The sequence below is a fragment of the Pseudarthrobacter sulfonivorans genome, assembly GCF_024391045.1.
GTDB lineage: Bacteria > Actinomycetota > Actinomycetes > Actinomycetales > Micrococcaceae > Arthrobacter > Arthrobacter sulfonivorans_B.
Window position 1 is genome coordinate 24,778 of the sequence record NZ_JANFCZ010000014.1, and the last position, 14,415, is coordinate 39,192.

General features: G+C 65.9%; 13 protein-coding genes and 1 pseudogene. 7 read left to right on the forward strand and 7 right to left on the reverse strand.

Annotated features, from left to right (window positions below; all coding sequences use genetic code 11):
* The gene (gene purS, locus NQJ30_RS10940; RefSeq protein ID WP_066287204.1) at positions 1–252 is read right to left on the reverse strand and encodes a phosphoribosylformylglycinamidine synthase subunit PurS; all 252 of its coding nucleotides are present in this window, start codon (positions 250–252) and stop codon (positions 1–3) included.
* 287 nt (positions 253–539) lie between these two features.
* Here purS and NQJ30_RS10945 point away from each other — a divergent pair, with 287 nt between their 5' ends.
* Complete coding sequence (locus tag NQJ30_RS10945) at positions 540–725, forward strand: hypothetical protein (RefSeq protein ID WP_255769952.1); 186 nt, start codon at positions 540–542, stop codon at positions 723–725.
* A gap of 317 nt (positions 726–1,042) precedes the next feature.
* Positions 1,043–3,951: pseudogene (locus NQJ30_RS10950) on the forward strand (exo-alpha-sialidase).
* Positions 3,952–4,251: 300 nt separating this feature from the next.
* Here NQJ30_RS10950 and NQJ30_RS10955 read toward each other — a convergent pair.
* A complete protein-coding gene (locus NQJ30_RS10955; RefSeq protein ID WP_255769953.1) occupies positions 4,252–4,521 on the reverse strand; it encodes a hypothetical protein in 270 nt (89 codons plus the stop codon).
* On the opposite strand from NQJ30_RS10955, the gene NQJ30_RS10960 reads away from it, so the two are divergent.
* Entirely contained in the window at positions 4,508–7,480 is a 2,973-nt protein-coding gene (locus NQJ30_RS10960) for a S8 family serine peptidase (protein WP_255769954.1), read from the forward strand. The two genes, NQJ30_RS10955 and NQJ30_RS10960, sit on opposite strands and share 14 nt — an antisense overlap.
* 124 nt (positions 7,481–7,604) lie before the next feature.
* Here NQJ30_RS10960 and NQJ30_RS10965 read toward each other — a convergent pair whose 3' ends face one another.
* The 4 genes from NQJ30_RS10965 to NQJ30_RS10980 are packed head-to-tail and all read right to left on the reverse strand — an operon-like array spanning position 7,605 to position 9,983.
* Complete coding sequence (locus NQJ30_RS10965; protein ID WP_255769955.1) at positions 7,605–8,006, reverse strand: serine protease inhibitor; 402 nt, start codon at positions 8,004–8,006, stop codon at positions 7,605–7,607.
* On the reverse strand, positions 8,003–8,944 hold the full coding sequence (locus NQJ30_RS10970) for a 3-methyladenine DNA glycosylase (protein WP_255769956.1): 942 nt from the start codon (positions 8,942–8,944) through the stop codon (positions 8,003–8,005). Before NQJ30_RS10970 ends, NQJ30_RS10965 begins: the two co-directional genes overlap by 4 nt.
* Positions 8,913–9,476, reverse strand: a complete 564-nt coding sequence (locus NQJ30_RS10975) for an SSI family serine proteinase inhibitor (RefSeq protein ID WP_255769958.1) — start codon at positions 9,474–9,476, stop codon at positions 8,913–8,915. Before NQJ30_RS10975 ends, NQJ30_RS10970 begins: the two co-directional genes overlap by 32 nt.
* Before the next feature lie 24 nt (positions 9,477–9,500).
* On the reverse strand, positions 9,501–9,983 hold the full coding sequence (locus NQJ30_RS10980) for a MarR family winged helix-turn-helix transcriptional regulator (RefSeq protein ID WP_255769959.1): 483 nt from the start codon (positions 9,981–9,983) through the stop codon (positions 9,501–9,503).
* A gap of 80 nt (positions 9,984–10,063) precedes the next feature.
* On the opposite strand from NQJ30_RS10980, the gene NQJ30_RS10985 reads away from it, so the two are divergent.
* Complete coding sequence (locus NQJ30_RS10985) at positions 10,064–10,306, forward strand: hypothetical protein (RefSeq protein ID WP_255769960.1); 243 nt, start codon at positions 10,064–10,066, stop codon at positions 10,304–10,306.
* 105 nt (positions 10,307–10,411) lie between these two features.
* Positions 10,412–10,627: a hypothetical protein gene (locus NQJ30_RS10990; RefSeq protein ID WP_255769961.1), complete on the forward strand. Its 216-nt coding sequence runs from the start codon at positions 10,412–10,414 to the stop codon at positions 10,625–10,627.
* Between the two features lie 95 nt (positions 10,628–10,722).
* On the opposite strand, the gene NQJ30_RS10995 is transcribed toward NQJ30_RS10990, so the two are convergent.
* Positions 10,723–12,081: an aspartate kinase gene (locus tag NQJ30_RS10995; RefSeq protein ID WP_255769962.1), complete on the reverse strand. Its 1,359-nt coding sequence runs from the start codon at positions 12,079–12,081 to the stop codon at positions 10,723–10,725.
* A gap of 208 nt (positions 12,082–12,289) precedes the next feature.
* Here NQJ30_RS10995 and NQJ30_RS11000 point away from each other — a divergent pair, with 208 nt between their 5' ends.
* Positions 12,290–13,261 (forward strand): ABC transporter ATP-binding protein, encoded by a 972-nt coding sequence (locus NQJ30_RS11000; RefSeq protein ID WP_255769963.1) that lies wholly within the window; start codon positions 12,290–12,292, stop codon positions 13,259–13,261.
* Positions 13,258–14,409 (forward strand): ABC transporter permease, encoded by a 1,152-nt coding sequence (locus tag NQJ30_RS11005; RefSeq protein ID WP_255769964.1) that lies wholly within the window; start codon positions 13,258–13,260, stop codon positions 14,407–14,409. The genes NQJ30_RS11000 and NQJ30_RS11005 overlap by 4 nt, the downstream gene beginning before the upstream one ends.
* Positions 14,410–14,415: the final 6 nt, after the last annotated feature.

The window sequence follows — 14,415 nt, forward strand, 5'->3', positions numbered from 1 at the left end:
TCAGGCCTCGACGACCTCGACGTTAACAACGTCTTCGATCACGGGGTTGGACAGCAGGGTCTCGGCGGCTTCGCGGGCCTGGGCCAGGATTGCGTCGGTCACCTCGCCGTCAACCGTCAGTTCGAAGCGCTTGCCCTGGCGGACAGAGCTAAAGCCGGTGAAGCCCAGACGGGGGAGTGCACCCACGATGGCCTTCCCCTGCGGGTCCAGAATCTCGGGCTTGGGCATGACGTCAACAACGATCCGGGGCATCCGGCAACTCCTGTGCGTGAGCTTGGGTAAGGGCGCAGCGGAGTGGTGCCGTCTTACGCCGTTCCGGAATACTGCATTAACTGCTTGTGGACAGTGTCTTTGAAACAGTGGGGGACGGGCGCTCCGCGAGCTTGCAAGCCCATTCTACCGGCCGGAGCGCATGACCAAGTATTCGGTGGGCTCCGTCACTTTCGCGGGATTGGGGCGCGGCTTCCGTCGGGGGCTTAAGGACAAAGCGGACGACGGCGGCTCTGGCCCTCCGGAGGCAGCGTCACTAGGATGGCGGAATGGGTGAGAAATCGAAATCCGTGCTGTTGCCGGTGATGGCTGTTGCGGTCTTTGCCGGGCTGGGCCGCATGGTGATGCAAAAGATCAAGGCCGACCGCGCCGCCCGTGAAACGCACGTGACGGGGCCCGTGGATGAAAAGACGCGGCAGTGGATCAGCGACGTGGTCCGGACGCCCAGACAGTAGGCCGCTAACCCTGCACGACACGTCGGGCATCCCACCGGGGTGCCCGTTTTTGTTGCCATCCGCCTGCTTCGGGACAGGGCAGTGCGCCGCCGCCCGGTCCCGGCGCCCTGAATCGCCGTTGAAGAGTCCTAGCAATGTGACGCCCTACACACTACGGTTGTAGGACGTCGTATGTGGCAGGTGGAATCACCCGCGCCCACTACGGCCGAATTCTCCCAATCCGCCGCCCCGCGGCGCCTTGAAAGGATCTGAATTTGCACACTCATACCCCACAGAGCAGACGCCTCCGCTCAGCCCGTTCCGCCGGAGCGGGACTGATGGCGCTGGCGCTGCTGGCCGGGACCGGCGCGGCTGCCCAGGCCGCACCCATCCCGCCCGCCAACCCGGCTGCAGCCCCCGGCAGCTTCACCGAAACCAACATCGGCGCCGACCGTACGGCAGCGAACTTCTTCTACCGCATCCCGGCCCTGACCTATCTGGGCAACAAGGTGGTCCTCGCCGCGTGGGACGGACGCCCGGGAAGCGCGGCGGATGCCCCCAACGCCAACTCCATCGTGCAGCGCCGCAGCACCGACGGCGGCCAGACCTGGGGACCCGTTCAGGTCATCGCGGCCGGACACGTCGGCGATGCCAGTTCGGCGAAGTACGGGTACAGCGACCCCTCCTACATCTATGACGCCGAGGCCGGCAAAGTCTTCGCGTTCTTCGTCTACTCCAAGGACCAAGGCTTTGGCGGCAGCCAGTTCGGCAATGACGACGCCGACCGCTCCGTGATTTCCTCGGCCGTCATCGAGTCGTCGGACGGCGGTGCCACGTGGAGCCAGCCGCGGCTCATCACCAACGTGACCAAGCCCGGCACCAGCAAGACCGCCCCGGTGGCCGGTGATGTCCGCTCCAACTTCGCGTCCTCCGGTGAAGGCATCCAGCTCAAGTACGGGCAGTACAAGGGACGGCTCATCCAGCAGTACGCCGGCGATGTGCGCCAGGCAGACGGCACCAACAGGATCCAGGCCTACAGCGTCTACTCGGACGATCACGGAGCCACGTGGCACAAGGGCGCCAACGTGGGTGACCGGATGGACGAGAACAAAACCGTTGTACTTTCCGACGGCCGCGTCCTGCTGAACTCGAGGGACAACGCCAACCAGGGCTACCGCAAGGTGGCCATCTCCACCGACGGCGGCGCCACCTACGGACCGGTCAGCCAGGACACCGAGCTGCCGGACCCTGCCAACAACGGCGCCATCGCCCGGATGTTCCCCGACGCGGCGCAGGGCTCAGCCGACGCCAAAAAGCTCATCTTCACCAACGCCAATTCCAAGACCGGCCGCGAAAACGTCTCGGCCAGGGTCTCCTGCGACGACGGCGCCACATGGCCCGGCGTGCGCACCATCCGCTCCGGCTTTTCCGCCTACTCCACGGTTTCCCGGCTGGCGGACGGAACGTTCGGTGTGCTGTACGAGGGCAACTACACGGACAACATGGCGTTCGCGAAGTTCGACGACGCGTGGCTGAACTACGCCTGCGCGCCGCTCTCCGTCCCGGCGGTTACCACGGCCCCGGCTGCGACCCAGCAGGTGCCGGTCACGATCACCAACCAGGAGGCCGCAACCCTCACGGGGGCCACCGCGACCATCTACACCCCCACGGGCTGGACGGCCACCACGGTGCCCGTTCCCGACGTCGCACCCGGTGCCTCAACCACCGTCACCGTCGCGCTGACGGCACCGGCGAACGCGAGCGGCCGCAGAACCTCAACGCCGCATTCACGACGGCGGATGGCCGGGTTTCGCAGTTCACGTTCACCGCCACGGTTCCGGTGGCACCGCAGGTAGGCCTCACCATTTCGGGCGCGGCTCCCGCGCGTGACGTGGTGGCCAGCCCCTACCAGGCAGGCGACGTCCTGAGCTACACCTTCACGGTCAAGAGCACGTCCAACGTCACGGCCAACTCCGTGCCGGTTTCCGGCACCTTCGACGCGGGGTTCCTGCCACCCGCCCCGGGGGCACCCAGCAGCCCTAACTGCAGGTTCAACAACCTTGCGGCCGGCGCCAGCTACAACTGCACCACCGCCAAGCACACCCTGACAGCCCAGGACATCGACCGGGGATACTTCGTTCCGGAGGCAAGCTTCAGCATCACCGCCAGCGCGACGCCGTCACTCACCAAGACAGTCCCGTTCGCCGGCGCTGCGGTGGCCCTGCGGGACGGACTGCTGGCTGCTGACATCAGCGGCACGCGCTCCGACGTCGGCCGTGATCTGGCCACCCAGCCCTACGCCGCGGGTGAACTTGTTCCGTACAGCTTCAACGTCGCCAACACGGGCCCGCTCCTGGAGAAGGTGGTCCCCACCGCAGGCAACTTCAGCCCGTTCGTCCCGGACGGCCCGGGGAACTGCCGCTACAGCGCCCTGCCGGCCGGACAGGACTACACCTGCGCCACGCCGCGCCACACCGTAACTGCCGAAGAAGCCGACCAGGGCTTCTTTATTCCGAAGACCACGTGGGAAGTCAGCGCCGCAGGCCAAACCACCAGGACCTATGAGGTTGATGGCGGTGAAATGGACCTGAAGGTCCGCGATGTCCAACTCGCCGGCACCGTCACCGCCGCGTGGAAAGACGCCGACGGCGACCGTTTCGCCAGCGCGGGCGATATCGCCCTGTACACGTTCACCGTGGGCAACGCGGGCAACGTCGCGCTCACCGGTCTCTCCGCCCCGGACGCCGGCATCAGCCAGGACATCCTGGCAGCCGGCGGCACGGTGACCGCAACGCGCGAATACGTCCTCACGGCAGCGGATATCGCGGCAGGAAAGCTGGAGGCTGTTTCGTTCGAGGCCGGCGCTTCCAACGGTGCCAAGCCGGTCGCCGCAACGGTGGCAGGGGGCGAGCTGGTGCTCAACCTCCAGCCGGCACAACCCGCAACCGAACCGGCCCTGACAGCCCAGGACCTTGGGGAGCAGGCAGCGCCCTTCGACATGGGCACGCTGGACAAGTACCGCAACGGGCAAAAGGTCACGCTGAAGGGCCTCGATTACGGCCAGTGGTACTACGTCTACCTGAACAAAAACAGCTACCGTATCGGCTGGCTCTTCCCCACCACGGACAACACGGTTGAGTTCATCCTGCCGTCGGGGGTCAAGAACGGCCGCGACGACGTGGTGGTGCTGGACCGGGAGGGCAAGCAGGTTTCCTTTGACCGGCTGCAGGTGACGCCCAAGGGCTGAACCGTCCCCGTTCCTTAGCTCTTGGAAGGCCCCCGTGTTGACCCCGCCAGGCGTCGGCGCGGGGGCCTTCTTCCGTGGCAACTCATGGCAACTCCTTGACCGGCTAGTTCCTCATGGTGGTGGCCTTGGCTTTGACACCGCTCCCCAGCTGGTCCTGCCGACGCGCCTCATAGTCCGGGGATCGACTGCTGTCCCGGCCGGTCTTCCGGCATCCGCTTGAAAGATGGATGATTGACCTCAAAACACGCCTGTGATCTATGTCATATTCAACTCTCAGTCTGTACTGTTTGTAACAGCTGGTCACAGTATTACAAGATCTGTAATGCGATTTGCCGTTGCCAGCAGTTCCAGACCGGCAAATGTGGCCGGCCGTTCCTCGTGAAAGGTGTAGTCGCTCGTGAAATCAACTTCAAAACGCCCCGTCCGGGGCAGGGGACTTCGGAGAGCGACGGCCTTTGCCGTGGGTTTGCCGCTGCTCCTTGCCTCGATGGCGATGAGCCCCGCTACCGCGGCGCCCGCCGGGCTGAATACGGCAACAGCCGCACAAAAATCTGCGGTGAGTGACTTCAAAGATGGCCGCTACATTGTGGTCCTGGCGGCCAAGGCCGCGGCCGCCTATGAAGGGGAAACCCCGGGCCTGCTGGCTACCAAACCGCAGAACGGGCAGAAGCTTGACACCGGCAGCCCTAATTACAAGGCCTACGACGCACACCTTCGCAAGACGCAGCAGGACGTGGCCTCCCAGCAGGGAGTGACGCCGTCGAAACAGTTCACGGCGGCCCTTAACGGATTCACGGCAGAGCTGACGTCCGCCCAGGCTGGCGAACTGTCCAAGGACGCCAGAGTGCTGGCGGTCAAGCCCGACGTCGAAAACCACCCCGACTACACCACCGGCGATTTCCTGAACCTCACGGGCAAGGAAGGCGCCTGGGCCACCCAGTTCGGCGGCCAGGCGAACGCGGGCAAAGGTGTTGTGGTGGGTGTTATCGACTCCGGCTATGCCCCGGACAACCCCTTTCTCCAGGGCGAGCCGGTCCAGCCACTGAGTGGTCCCGCCCAGATGGGCGTGCCCTACCGGACCCCCGAAGGCCGGATTGCCATGCTCAAGGCTGATGGCAGCACCTTCGTGGGCGACTGCCAGAAAGGTGTGGGTACCGGGGCCGGGTTCGACGGCACGCTATGCAATTCCAAGGTCCTCAGCGCCCGCTACTTCGCCGACGCCTACCTGCAGTCCGTAAAGCCGGAAAACCGGGCCCCGCAGGAGTTGATCTCCCCGGTGGACGTCGGCAGCCACGGCACGCACACGGCCACCACTGCGGCCGGCAACGCCAACGTCGAGCAGGTGCTGGACGGCATGAGCTTTGGCAAGAGCTCCGGCGTCGCACCCGCCGCAAAGATCTCGGTCTACAAGATCTGCTGGGAAGATGACAACCCGGCCACCGGCGGCTGCTACACCTCGTCATCGGTCGAAGCCATTGATGCCGCCACCAAAGACGGCGTTGATGTCCTGAACTACTCCATCTCAGGCAACACGGACAGCACCACCGATCCCGTGGCCCTCGCTTTTCTGAATGCTGCCGCGGCCGGTGTGTTCATCGCCGCCTCCGCCGGTAACTCCGGGCCGGCAGCGTCCACGGTCAACCATGCGTCGCCGTGGCTGACCACCGTGGCGGCCTCGACCTTCCCCAGCGACCTGCTCGGAACCGTGAAGGTTTCCGATGGCTCCCTATACCGCGGGGCCTCCATCATGAAGACCGAAGTCACGGACAAACCCGTCGTTGTCGCCGCGGACGCTGCCGCAGCAGGTGCGGCCAATCCCAACCTGTGCGGCCCCGGCACCCTCGACCCGGCCAAGGTGACCGGCAAGGTTGTGGTCTGCGACCGTGGAGTGGTGGACCGGACGGCCAAGAGCCTTGAGGTCCAGGCCAAGGGCGGCGTAGGCATGATCCTCGTCAACCTCACCAACAGTTCGGAAGACGCCGATAACCACGTCATCCCCACGGTCCACGTCAATGCCCCCGAGAGCCTCGAGCTGAAGTCCAAGCTGGCCGGCAACACCGCGCTGACGGTCAGCCTCGTCAAGGGCGACCTCACCGGAGAGCCGCTGCCTCCCGCACCGCAGGTGGCCGGATTCTCGTCCCGCGGTCCCACCCTGGCTTCCGGCGGAGACCTCCTCAAGCCGGACATCTCCGCCCCCGGCGTCAACGTCCTTGCCGGGGTTTCCACCATCGGCAACAAGGGCGCCCAGTTCGGCTTCATGTCAGGCACGTCCATGGCAGCACCGCACATCGCCGGGTTTGGCGCGCTGGTGCTCAGCCAGGAACCGCAGTGGAGCCCTGCCACTGTCAAATCAGCCATGATTACCACCGCCTACCCGCTGGTCAATGCCGACGGCACTCCCAACCGGAACCCGTTCGACGGCGGCGCCGGCCAGATCGACTCCTTGCGGGTGCTCGATCCGGGCCTGGTCTACGACTCGGGCATCTCTGACTGGCTGGGGTTCCTGAACGGACAAGGGATAGACACAGGGGCACCCCAGGCCGGCACCATCGCCGCCCAGGACCTCAACCTGCCATCGATTGCCCTCGGCAGCCTGGTGGGCGAGGTGCAGGTCAAACGCCGGCTGACAGCCCTCGTGCCCGGCATGTACCGGCCTGAGGTGAAGATGCCCGGCGTCAACGTGACGGTTGAACCGAAGGCGCTGAACTTCGCCAAAGCCGGGCAAACCCGCGAAGTGACTCTCACCATCCGCAACGAAAGTGCTCCCGTCGGCCAGTTCGCCACCGGCACACTGACCTGGAAAGGTCCGAGGACGGTCACCTCACCCATGGCCGTGCGGCCCGTCGATGCGCGGATCGCGCCGTCGTTCTCCTTCAGTTCCGCCACCGGAACCGGCAGCGGAACCATGGACCTCGTGTCAGGCTCCGACGCTCCGCTCGCCGTGGCAGTGGAGGGTCTGGCACCGATGAGCCAGGCCGCCGTTACCAAGACGCCGGGTACCTACGCACCCACCAATGATGCGCACAACGCCTTGGTGGCCGTGACCATCCCGGCAGGCGCAACCTTCGCCCGCCTCGGAGTGCAGGCGGAAACGAACGACGTCGACTGGGACATGGTGGTTTACGCGCCGAACGGTGCGGGCGGGTTAGTGCCAACCCAGGTGGCCACGGCTTCGGCGAGTGAGTTCCTCGAGCTCGAATCGCCGCTGGCCGGCACCTACTACATCGCGGCCAACCTCTACTCCACACCGGACAAGGGTGCCGCCAAAGCAACGATCCAGGCAGCCGCCCTCTCGGGTGATGCCGGGAACCTGACCGTCACACCGAATCCGATCGAGGCGCCAAACGGCACGGCCACGACGGCAACGCTGAACTGGAACGGGCTCGCGGACGGTTCCTATCTTTCCCGCCTCAAGCTGGGGGACAACGGAATCAGGACCCTCGTCAACGTCCGTGTGGGCGCGGGGGCCGCGACGGCTCCGGCCGGTGCCCCGCTGATGGCACCGTTGGACAGGATCCCGGCCGGCTAGGCCTCCAGGCCGAAAGCACCATCCGAAGCGTCCCGGTCAGCCCTCGCTGGCCGGGACGCTTCGCGTCCGTAGTGCTTCACGTCCGTAGTGCTTCACGTCCGTACTGCTTCACGTCTGTACTGCTTCACGTCCGGGACGATCCGAAGGTCCCGGACCTCCCCGTGTCGGGGGTCCCGCCCAGCAGCGTGGACAGGGAGTTCCAGCGGGCGATCTCGCAGCCGTCCGTCCGCCGGAAGACCGCCCGCACCGGGCGTCCGTGAAAGGTGCCGGTGACTTCGGCCACCTGCGGACCGCCATACTGCTGGGTACAGAGGCGCGGCGGTCCCGGTTTGGGGAAGAAGATGTCCTCGCCGAACCGCTCCACAGCCTCCAGGGCGGCGCCGGGTGCCGGGAGGGTGGAGCCCTCCAGGACCCTGCCGCCGGCCGCCACCAGCCGGAACACATACTCGCCGGCGTCAGGCTCCTCCCGGAGCGTGATGGCCAGGTCCACCCGGTCAACCGGTTCCGGAACCGCCGGGGCGGTCATGCTGTTGCCGCCACACTGAGCGGTGCCAGCGCTTGTGCCAGGCGCCCGCGGAGTACAGCGGCCTCGGACGCGAAGGCCCGCTGGTGTTCCACATAAGCGGCTTTGCCCGCCGGTGTTTCGATCGCGATGGGCGGGTAGCCCCACTCTGCCAGGTCATAGGGCGAGGCCTGCATGTCCATGGTCCGGATCCGCCAGGAGAGCTCGAAGCAGTCCATGACCAGCTCACTGGGCAGCGCGGGCAGCAGTTTGTAGGCCCACTTGTAGAGGTCCATGTTGGCGTGCAGGCAGCCGGGCTGCTCCATGTGCCGCTGGTTTTCGCGGCTGGGCGTCAGTTCGTTGAGCCCGAGGGCATCGGGGGTATAGAAGCGGAAGGCGTCAAAGTGTGAGCACCGGATCCGGTTGTCCTCCACCACTTTGTCCGTACCCTCGGGACCCAGCCTCAGTTGCAGGTACTCGTGCCGCAGGTCGAATTTGTCCTGGCGGTAGACCATGGCCCACTCGTGCAGCCCAAAGCAGCCGAACTGGGCCGGCCGGGCCGCGGTTCCGCGGAGAATGATTTCCGCGAACGCCACAGCTTCCCGCCGGTCGGCCAAAAAGGCAGCGCGGTCAAAAGTGACCGCCACGCTCCCTGGGGGCAGCCCCGCAGCGGCGAGTTCGCCGTCGTCGAGCATTTTGTAGTGCTTCCACCCTGCGCGCGCGGCCGCACCTTCGCCGGTGAGTACGACGCCGGCGCCCGGGTGCCAGCGCAGCAGCTGGCCGGGTTTCTGGGTGTAGTAGGTGAAGAGGAAATCCTCCACAGGGTGCTTCCGCCCCGCCGACCGGCGGGCAAGGTAGGGATCGGAGTAACGGCGGACGCGTTGCTGGTGCGCCTCCTCTCGGACACGCCAGGCCTCCGCCGTCAACAGGCTAAAGTGCTCCACCGGTGGCACCCAGGACATCCTCGGCTGCTTTCCAGGCGCTAATTTCGCAGCCGTTGGTCAGGGCGAAGGACGTATCCACGGGGGTGTCGTCCACGATGCCGGTCACCGTGGCCGTCTGCGGGCCGCCGTACTGTTCGGTGCACGCCCGGTCTTTCGGTTTTGGAGCAGGGGTGAGGAGCGCGGCGTTGTTTTTGAGCGCGGCGCAGGCAGCATCAGCTTTGGGGTGTTTGCTTTCCGCGGTGGGGACTCCGTCCCGGCAGACGAGCGTGTAGTTCACGGCCGGTTCGGTGGCGGACGGCTTCACCATGATGGCAAGTTCTGCATTCCCGGCGCCGGGGCCCGCCGTCGGGGCCAGGGGTGCTGAAGGGGACGGCGCCGGAACGGTAGTCTCAGTGTCCGGAGCCGGGGTGCTTGAGCCGCCCTGGCTGGCGGAGGAACTGGCAGTCGGGCCACCGGATGATGGAGCGGGGTTGTTGGGCGTGGCGGTGCACGCGGCGAGCCCGGCCACGGCGAGAATCGCCAAGAACGGCCGTACTGTTCGCAAAGGCATGAACCCTCCTAGGTTGTTGCCATTTTACGCGCTGCCGGCGTCCGCGTGGTCTGTCCCCGTGGCGGCGATGAGCGCCATCATCGAGCCGTGCAGTTCACGTACCTGTTCGCGGGTCAGACCCAACCGGTTCATCATGGTGCCCGGGACGGCCAGTGCCTGTTGCCGCAACTCGGCGCCCGCAGGGGTCAGCCCCACGGCCAGGCTGCGTTCATTTCCGTCCACCCGCTGGCGTGTGACGAAACCGGCTTCCTCCAGCCGCCGAAGAAGTGGCGAAATGGTGGCTGGCGCCTGGGCCAGGGCCTCGCTGATGTTCCGCAGCGTCCGGGGCGCCGACTCCCACAGGCAGAGCATCACGAGATACTGCGGGTGGGTCAGGCCCAATTTGTCCAGGACCGGTTTGTAGGCGCCTACGACGCTCCTGGATGCCACGGTGAGGGCAAAGCAGAGTTGCTGCTCCAGCAGAAGATCGTTGTCCTGATGGTGCGTGGCGTCAGAAATTGCCGTCATCACAATCCTCCAATAGTTAGTGCACTAATTATTAGCGTACACTGAACTGAGAAATTGGTTCTATCGAAGGGTTCACTTCCATGGGCAAAGGCAAGTCAGCGGACAAGGGCAACGCGTCCCAGCGGTTTATGCGGGCCACCGGCAAGCTCAGGGTCATTTTTGGCCCCGCCAACCGCAGCTCCCTGGTCCACGACATGACCGAAGAGAACCGGGCTCTCCTGGTCCAGCGTGAGCGGGAAACCCAGCAGTGGGAAACGGTCACCCGCCCGGACGGCAGCACCTATGTTGTGCCCCGGAACCCGGGCGACCAGTCCCTGCGCTGAGAACCCTGCCGGGGCCTTTTCCGGGCTGCGGGCGTAAAATGGGGGCACTGACTCCAGGAGGAGCCAGTTGCTCTTCGCCCGCACAGTGGGAAGGGGGTGGAAACAATGGGACATGCTCTCACCGGTTTTATGAATACCACCGATCGGCTCCGGTTCTTCTTTGGACCGGCAACACGCCTTGACTCTGATACGCCAGTAGTGCACGCGCATGATGAGTTCGAGCAGGCCTCCGAAGAGGACCTTTCCCACTTCGTGGTGGAAACCGATTCCGCGGGACACCACTACGCAGTGCGCCGCGACGACCTCGACAAGCAAACCTGATCCAACCAAAAAGCAACGCGGGGTCATTTCCGGCTCAATAACTCGTCGTTATTGAGCCGGAAATGACCCCGCGTTGTTCTTAAAACCAGGGGCGGCTAGCGGCCCGTGCCGCCGTAGACGGTTGCCTCGTCCTCGCTGTCCAGGTCGAAGGCCTTGTGGATGGCCCGGACGGCGTCATCGAGGAGATCGGCGTGCGTGACCACCGAGATCCGGATCTCGGACGTGGAGATCATGTTGATGTTGATCCCGGCGTCGGACAGGGCCTTGAAGAACGTCGCGGAGACGCCGGGGTGGGAACGCATGCCGGCGCCGATGAGCGACAGCTTGCCGATCTTTTCGTTGTACTCGATGTTCTCGAAGCCGATGTCCGGCTGGGCAGCCTTAAGGGCCGCGAGCGCTTCGGCGCCTTCGATGATGGGCAGCGTGAAGGAGATGTCCGTCCGGCCGCGGCCGTGCGTTGAGACGTTCTGCACGATCATGTCGATGTTGGAGTGGGCATCGGCGATGACCTGGAAAATCGCGGCGGCCTTGCCGGGGATGTCCGGCACACCCACCACGGTGACCTTGGCTTCGGAACGGTCGTGCGCGACGCCGGAGATGATTGGCTGCTCCAAGGCAACTCCCTCTTGAGTGGTGATCTTGTCTTCGGCGCTGGGGATGACCCAGGTGCCTTCGTTCTGGCTGAATGAGGACCGGACATGCAGGGGGACGCCGAACCGGCGGGCGTACTCGACGCAGCGCAGGTGGAGGATCTTGGCGCCGGACGCGGCGAGTTCGAGCATTTCCTCGCTGGAGATGGTGTCGATCTTCTGGGCGGACGGAACCACGCGGGGATCTGCGGTGTAGATTCCGTCGACGTCGGTGTAGATCTCGCAGACGTCCGCTTCCAGGGCAGCCGCCAGGGCGACGGCGGTGGTATCCGAGCCGCCACGGCCGAGGGTGGTGATTTCGTGGGTGGTGCGGCTCATGCCCTGGAACCCGGCGACGATGGCAATGTGCCCCTTGTCCAGGGACGTGCGGATGCGGTGCGGGTCGACGTCGATGATGCGCGCCTTGCCGTGGATGCCGTCCGTGATCATGCCGGCCTGGGAACCGGTGAAGGACTGGGCCGACGCGCCCAGCTTGTTGATGGCCATGGCCAGCAGCGCCATGGAAATGCGTTCGCCGGCGGACAGCAGCATGTCCATCTCGCGGGCGGGGGCGGAATCGGTGACCTGGCCGGCGAGGTCCAGCAGTTCGTCGGTGGTGTCACCCATCGCGGAGACAACCACCACCACTTCGTTGCCGGCACGCTGTGCGTCAACCACACGCTTGGCGACGCGCTTGACGCCGTCGGCATCCGACACGGACGAACCGCCGAACTTCTGCACGATCAGCTGTTTGGTGACGGCAGCAGGGCCGGGCAGCGTGTGCTGCTGCGTGGCTGCGTGCACTTCGGAAGTGGGCGTACTCATGCGCGTACCTTCACTGGATCAATCGGGGGAGGTCAGGCACGGCCATTGCGGTTGGACGGCGTGACGTGTTCAGGCCAGTTTATCGCTGCAGGCCGCCGGGGCAGAATTGTGACCGAATCTCAGCCATACGGCGCACACTGCCACAGCGGCTCCGGGCGTAGGCTCAGACGCGTATGCATGCAACGGTTGGGGGACAGGTGCTCGGGGAATGACAGCAAACCAGGACAAAATGGATCTGCCCGCGCGGCCCGGGGACCCTGGCGGCGACGGGATTACTGCGGTGGGGGTGAGCCGCAGCTTCGGGCAGGTGCGCGCCGTCGAGCATATGGATTTCCATGCGCCGGCCGGCAAAGTTACCGCCCTGATCGGGCCCAACGGGGCCGGCAAAACGACGCTGTTGCTGATGCTGGCCTCCCTGCTGGCGCCGGATGCCGGGACGATCACGGTGGCGGGGCTTGATCCTCAGCACCACCGTGCCGAGGTGCGCCGACGGATCGGTTGGATGCCGGACACGCTGGGCGTGTGGGAGTCACTGACGGCCCGGGAGATCCTCACGCAGATGGCACGCTTCTACCAGCTGCCCAAGGACGGGATAGCCGGGCGCGTCGCGGAGATGCTGGACCGCGTCCGGCTGGCCGAGCTCGCCGACCAGCCGGCCCGGGTGCTCTCCCGGGGCCAGCAGCAGCGGCTGAGCCTGGCGCGCGCCCTGATCCATGACCCGTCCGTCCTGCTCCTCGATGAGCCGGCGTCCGGCCTGGACCCGGGATCGCGGGTGGAACTGCGCGTGATGCTGCGGCAGCTTGCGGCGGAAGGAAAGTCCGTGGTGGTCTCCTCCCACGTGCTCAGTGAGCTTGACGAAATTGCCGACGCCGCCGTGTTCGTCAACCGCGGACGGACCATCCGGCACCAGTCCACCGACGAGGCGGCCGCCGCCGGCCGGCGCTATGCCATCTCCGCCACGGACGGCGCGCCGCTCGCCGCCAAGCTCACCGAACTGGGCCTGGCCTTCCGGGTGGAGGACGGCCGCCGCCCTGCCGTCAGCCTGATGCTGATGAACGACGACGACGCCGCGCGGCTGTTGCGCGACCTGGTGCTGGGTGGGGTGTCGGTCAGGTCCTTCGCTCCCGCTTCGGGTGCCCTGGAAGAGACGTACATGAACCTCGAGGGGGAGCAGCGATGAGCCAGCTGACCGAAACAACCCAGCACCCGCCCACGCACGGCCGTGGCGCCGGTTACCTCGGTGGTATCCGGGACGTGGTGGTCCTTGAGCTCAAGCAGCGGCTCCGTTCACGCGGCTGGTACATCATGCTGGGCATCTGGTTCGTCCTGACCGGCCTGGTGACCTGGCTGACGTGGGCCGCCTGGAATGCCCAGAATGAAGCGCAGCGGTCCTACTCAAACTTCATGCCGGCCCAGACGGGGCCGGGGTCCATGATCTTCGAAGTGGTGCTGGCCTTCGTCCTCCTTTTCGCTTTGCTGGTGGCGCCGGCGCTCTCCGCCAACGCCGTCAACGGCGACCGCGCCGGCGGCACCCTTGCCATCCTGCAGGTGACCCTGCTCAAGCCCGGCCAGATCCTGTGGGGGAAGTTCTTCGCCGCGTGGGCGGCCGCCCTGGCGTTCCTGGTTGCCAGCACACCCTTCCTGATCATCGGCGTCGCCCTGGGCGGCATGACTCCCGGGCACGTTCTGGTGGCCCTGCTGATGCTGGCTGTGGAGGTGGGCGTGGTGTGTTCCATCGGCGTCGGGATATCCGCACTGGCGGGGCGGCCGCTGTTCTCCATTGTGGTCACCTACCTTGCTGTGGCCGGGCTCGTTTTCGGCTCACTTATTGCCTTCGGCCTGGGTACCGGGCTCTCGCAGGGCACCATCATGGCCAATCAGGCCCAGTACCGCGGCTATGCACCGTATGAGCCGCTGCAGGAGCAGCCCGCGCCCACTGAACCCGAATACACGTGCTCCGGACCGCTGCTGCCACAGCCGGCAGTGCACACTGAACGGGTGGCGTGGATGCTGGCCATGAACCCCTACGTGGTGGTGGCCGATGCCATCCCTTACCCGGTACGGACCTCGACTGCGTACGGTATGTCGTCACCCGTGGGCGCCATTGAAACCATCAGCCAGGGTGCCCGCTACGCCATGGCGGGGCCGGATGGCACCTACCCGTGCGCAAACGGGGAAGCCAAGCCCCGCTATCTGGCGCAGAGCACCCCTCTGTGGCCGCTGGGGCTGGGCCTGCAGCTTGTGGTCGCGGGGCTGCTGATGTGGCTGGGATGGCGCTCGCTGCGCACCCCCGCGCACAGGCTGGCGCGGGGTACGCGAATCGCCTGAGCCGGC

Excerpts from the sequence above, each read along its gene's own strand:
- purS (WP_066287204.1), bottom strand. The coding sequence starts at position 252 with ATGCCCCGGATCGTTGTTGACGTCATGCCCAAGCCCGAGATTCTGGAC.
- NQJ30_RS10945 (WP_255769952.1), top strand. The coding sequence starts at position 540 with ATGGGTGAGAAATCGAAATCCGTGCTGTTGCCGGTGATGGCTGTTGCG.
- NQJ30_RS10965 (WP_255769955.1), bottom strand. The coding sequence starts at position 8,006 with ATGACCGCCCCGGCGGTTCCGGAACCGGTTGACCGGGTGGACCTGGCC.
- NQJ30_RS10970 (WP_255769956.1), bottom strand. The coding sequence starts at position 8,944 with ATGTCCTGGGTGCCACCGGTGGAGCACTTTAGCCTGTTGACGGCGGAG.
- NQJ30_RS10975 (WP_255769958.1), bottom strand. The coding sequence starts at position 9,476 with ATGCCTTTGCGAACAGTACGGCCGTTCTTGGCGATTCTCGCCGTGGCC.
- NQJ30_RS10980 (WP_255769959.1), bottom strand. The coding sequence starts at position 9,983 with ATGACGGCAATTTCTGACGCCACGCACCATCAGGACAACGATCTTCTG.
- NQJ30_RS10985 (WP_255769960.1), top strand. The coding sequence starts at position 10,064 with ATGGGCAAAGGCAAGTCAGCGGACAAGGGCAACGCGTCCCAGCGGTTT.
- NQJ30_RS10990 (WP_255769961.1), top strand. The coding sequence starts at position 10,412 with ATGGGACATGCTCTCACCGGTTTTATGAATACCACCGATCGGCTCCGG.
- NQJ30_RS10995 (WP_255769962.1), bottom strand. The coding sequence starts at position 12,081 with ATGAGTACGCCCACTTCCGAAGTGCACGCAGCCACGCAGCAGCACACG.
- NQJ30_RS11000 (WP_255769963.1), top strand. The coding sequence starts at position 12,290 with ATGACAGCAAACCAGGACAAAATGGATCTGCCCGCGCGGCCCGGGGAC.
- NQJ30_RS11005 (WP_255769964.1), top strand. The coding sequence starts at position 13,258 with ATGAGCCAGCTGACCGAAACAACCCAGCACCCGCCCACGCACGGCCGT.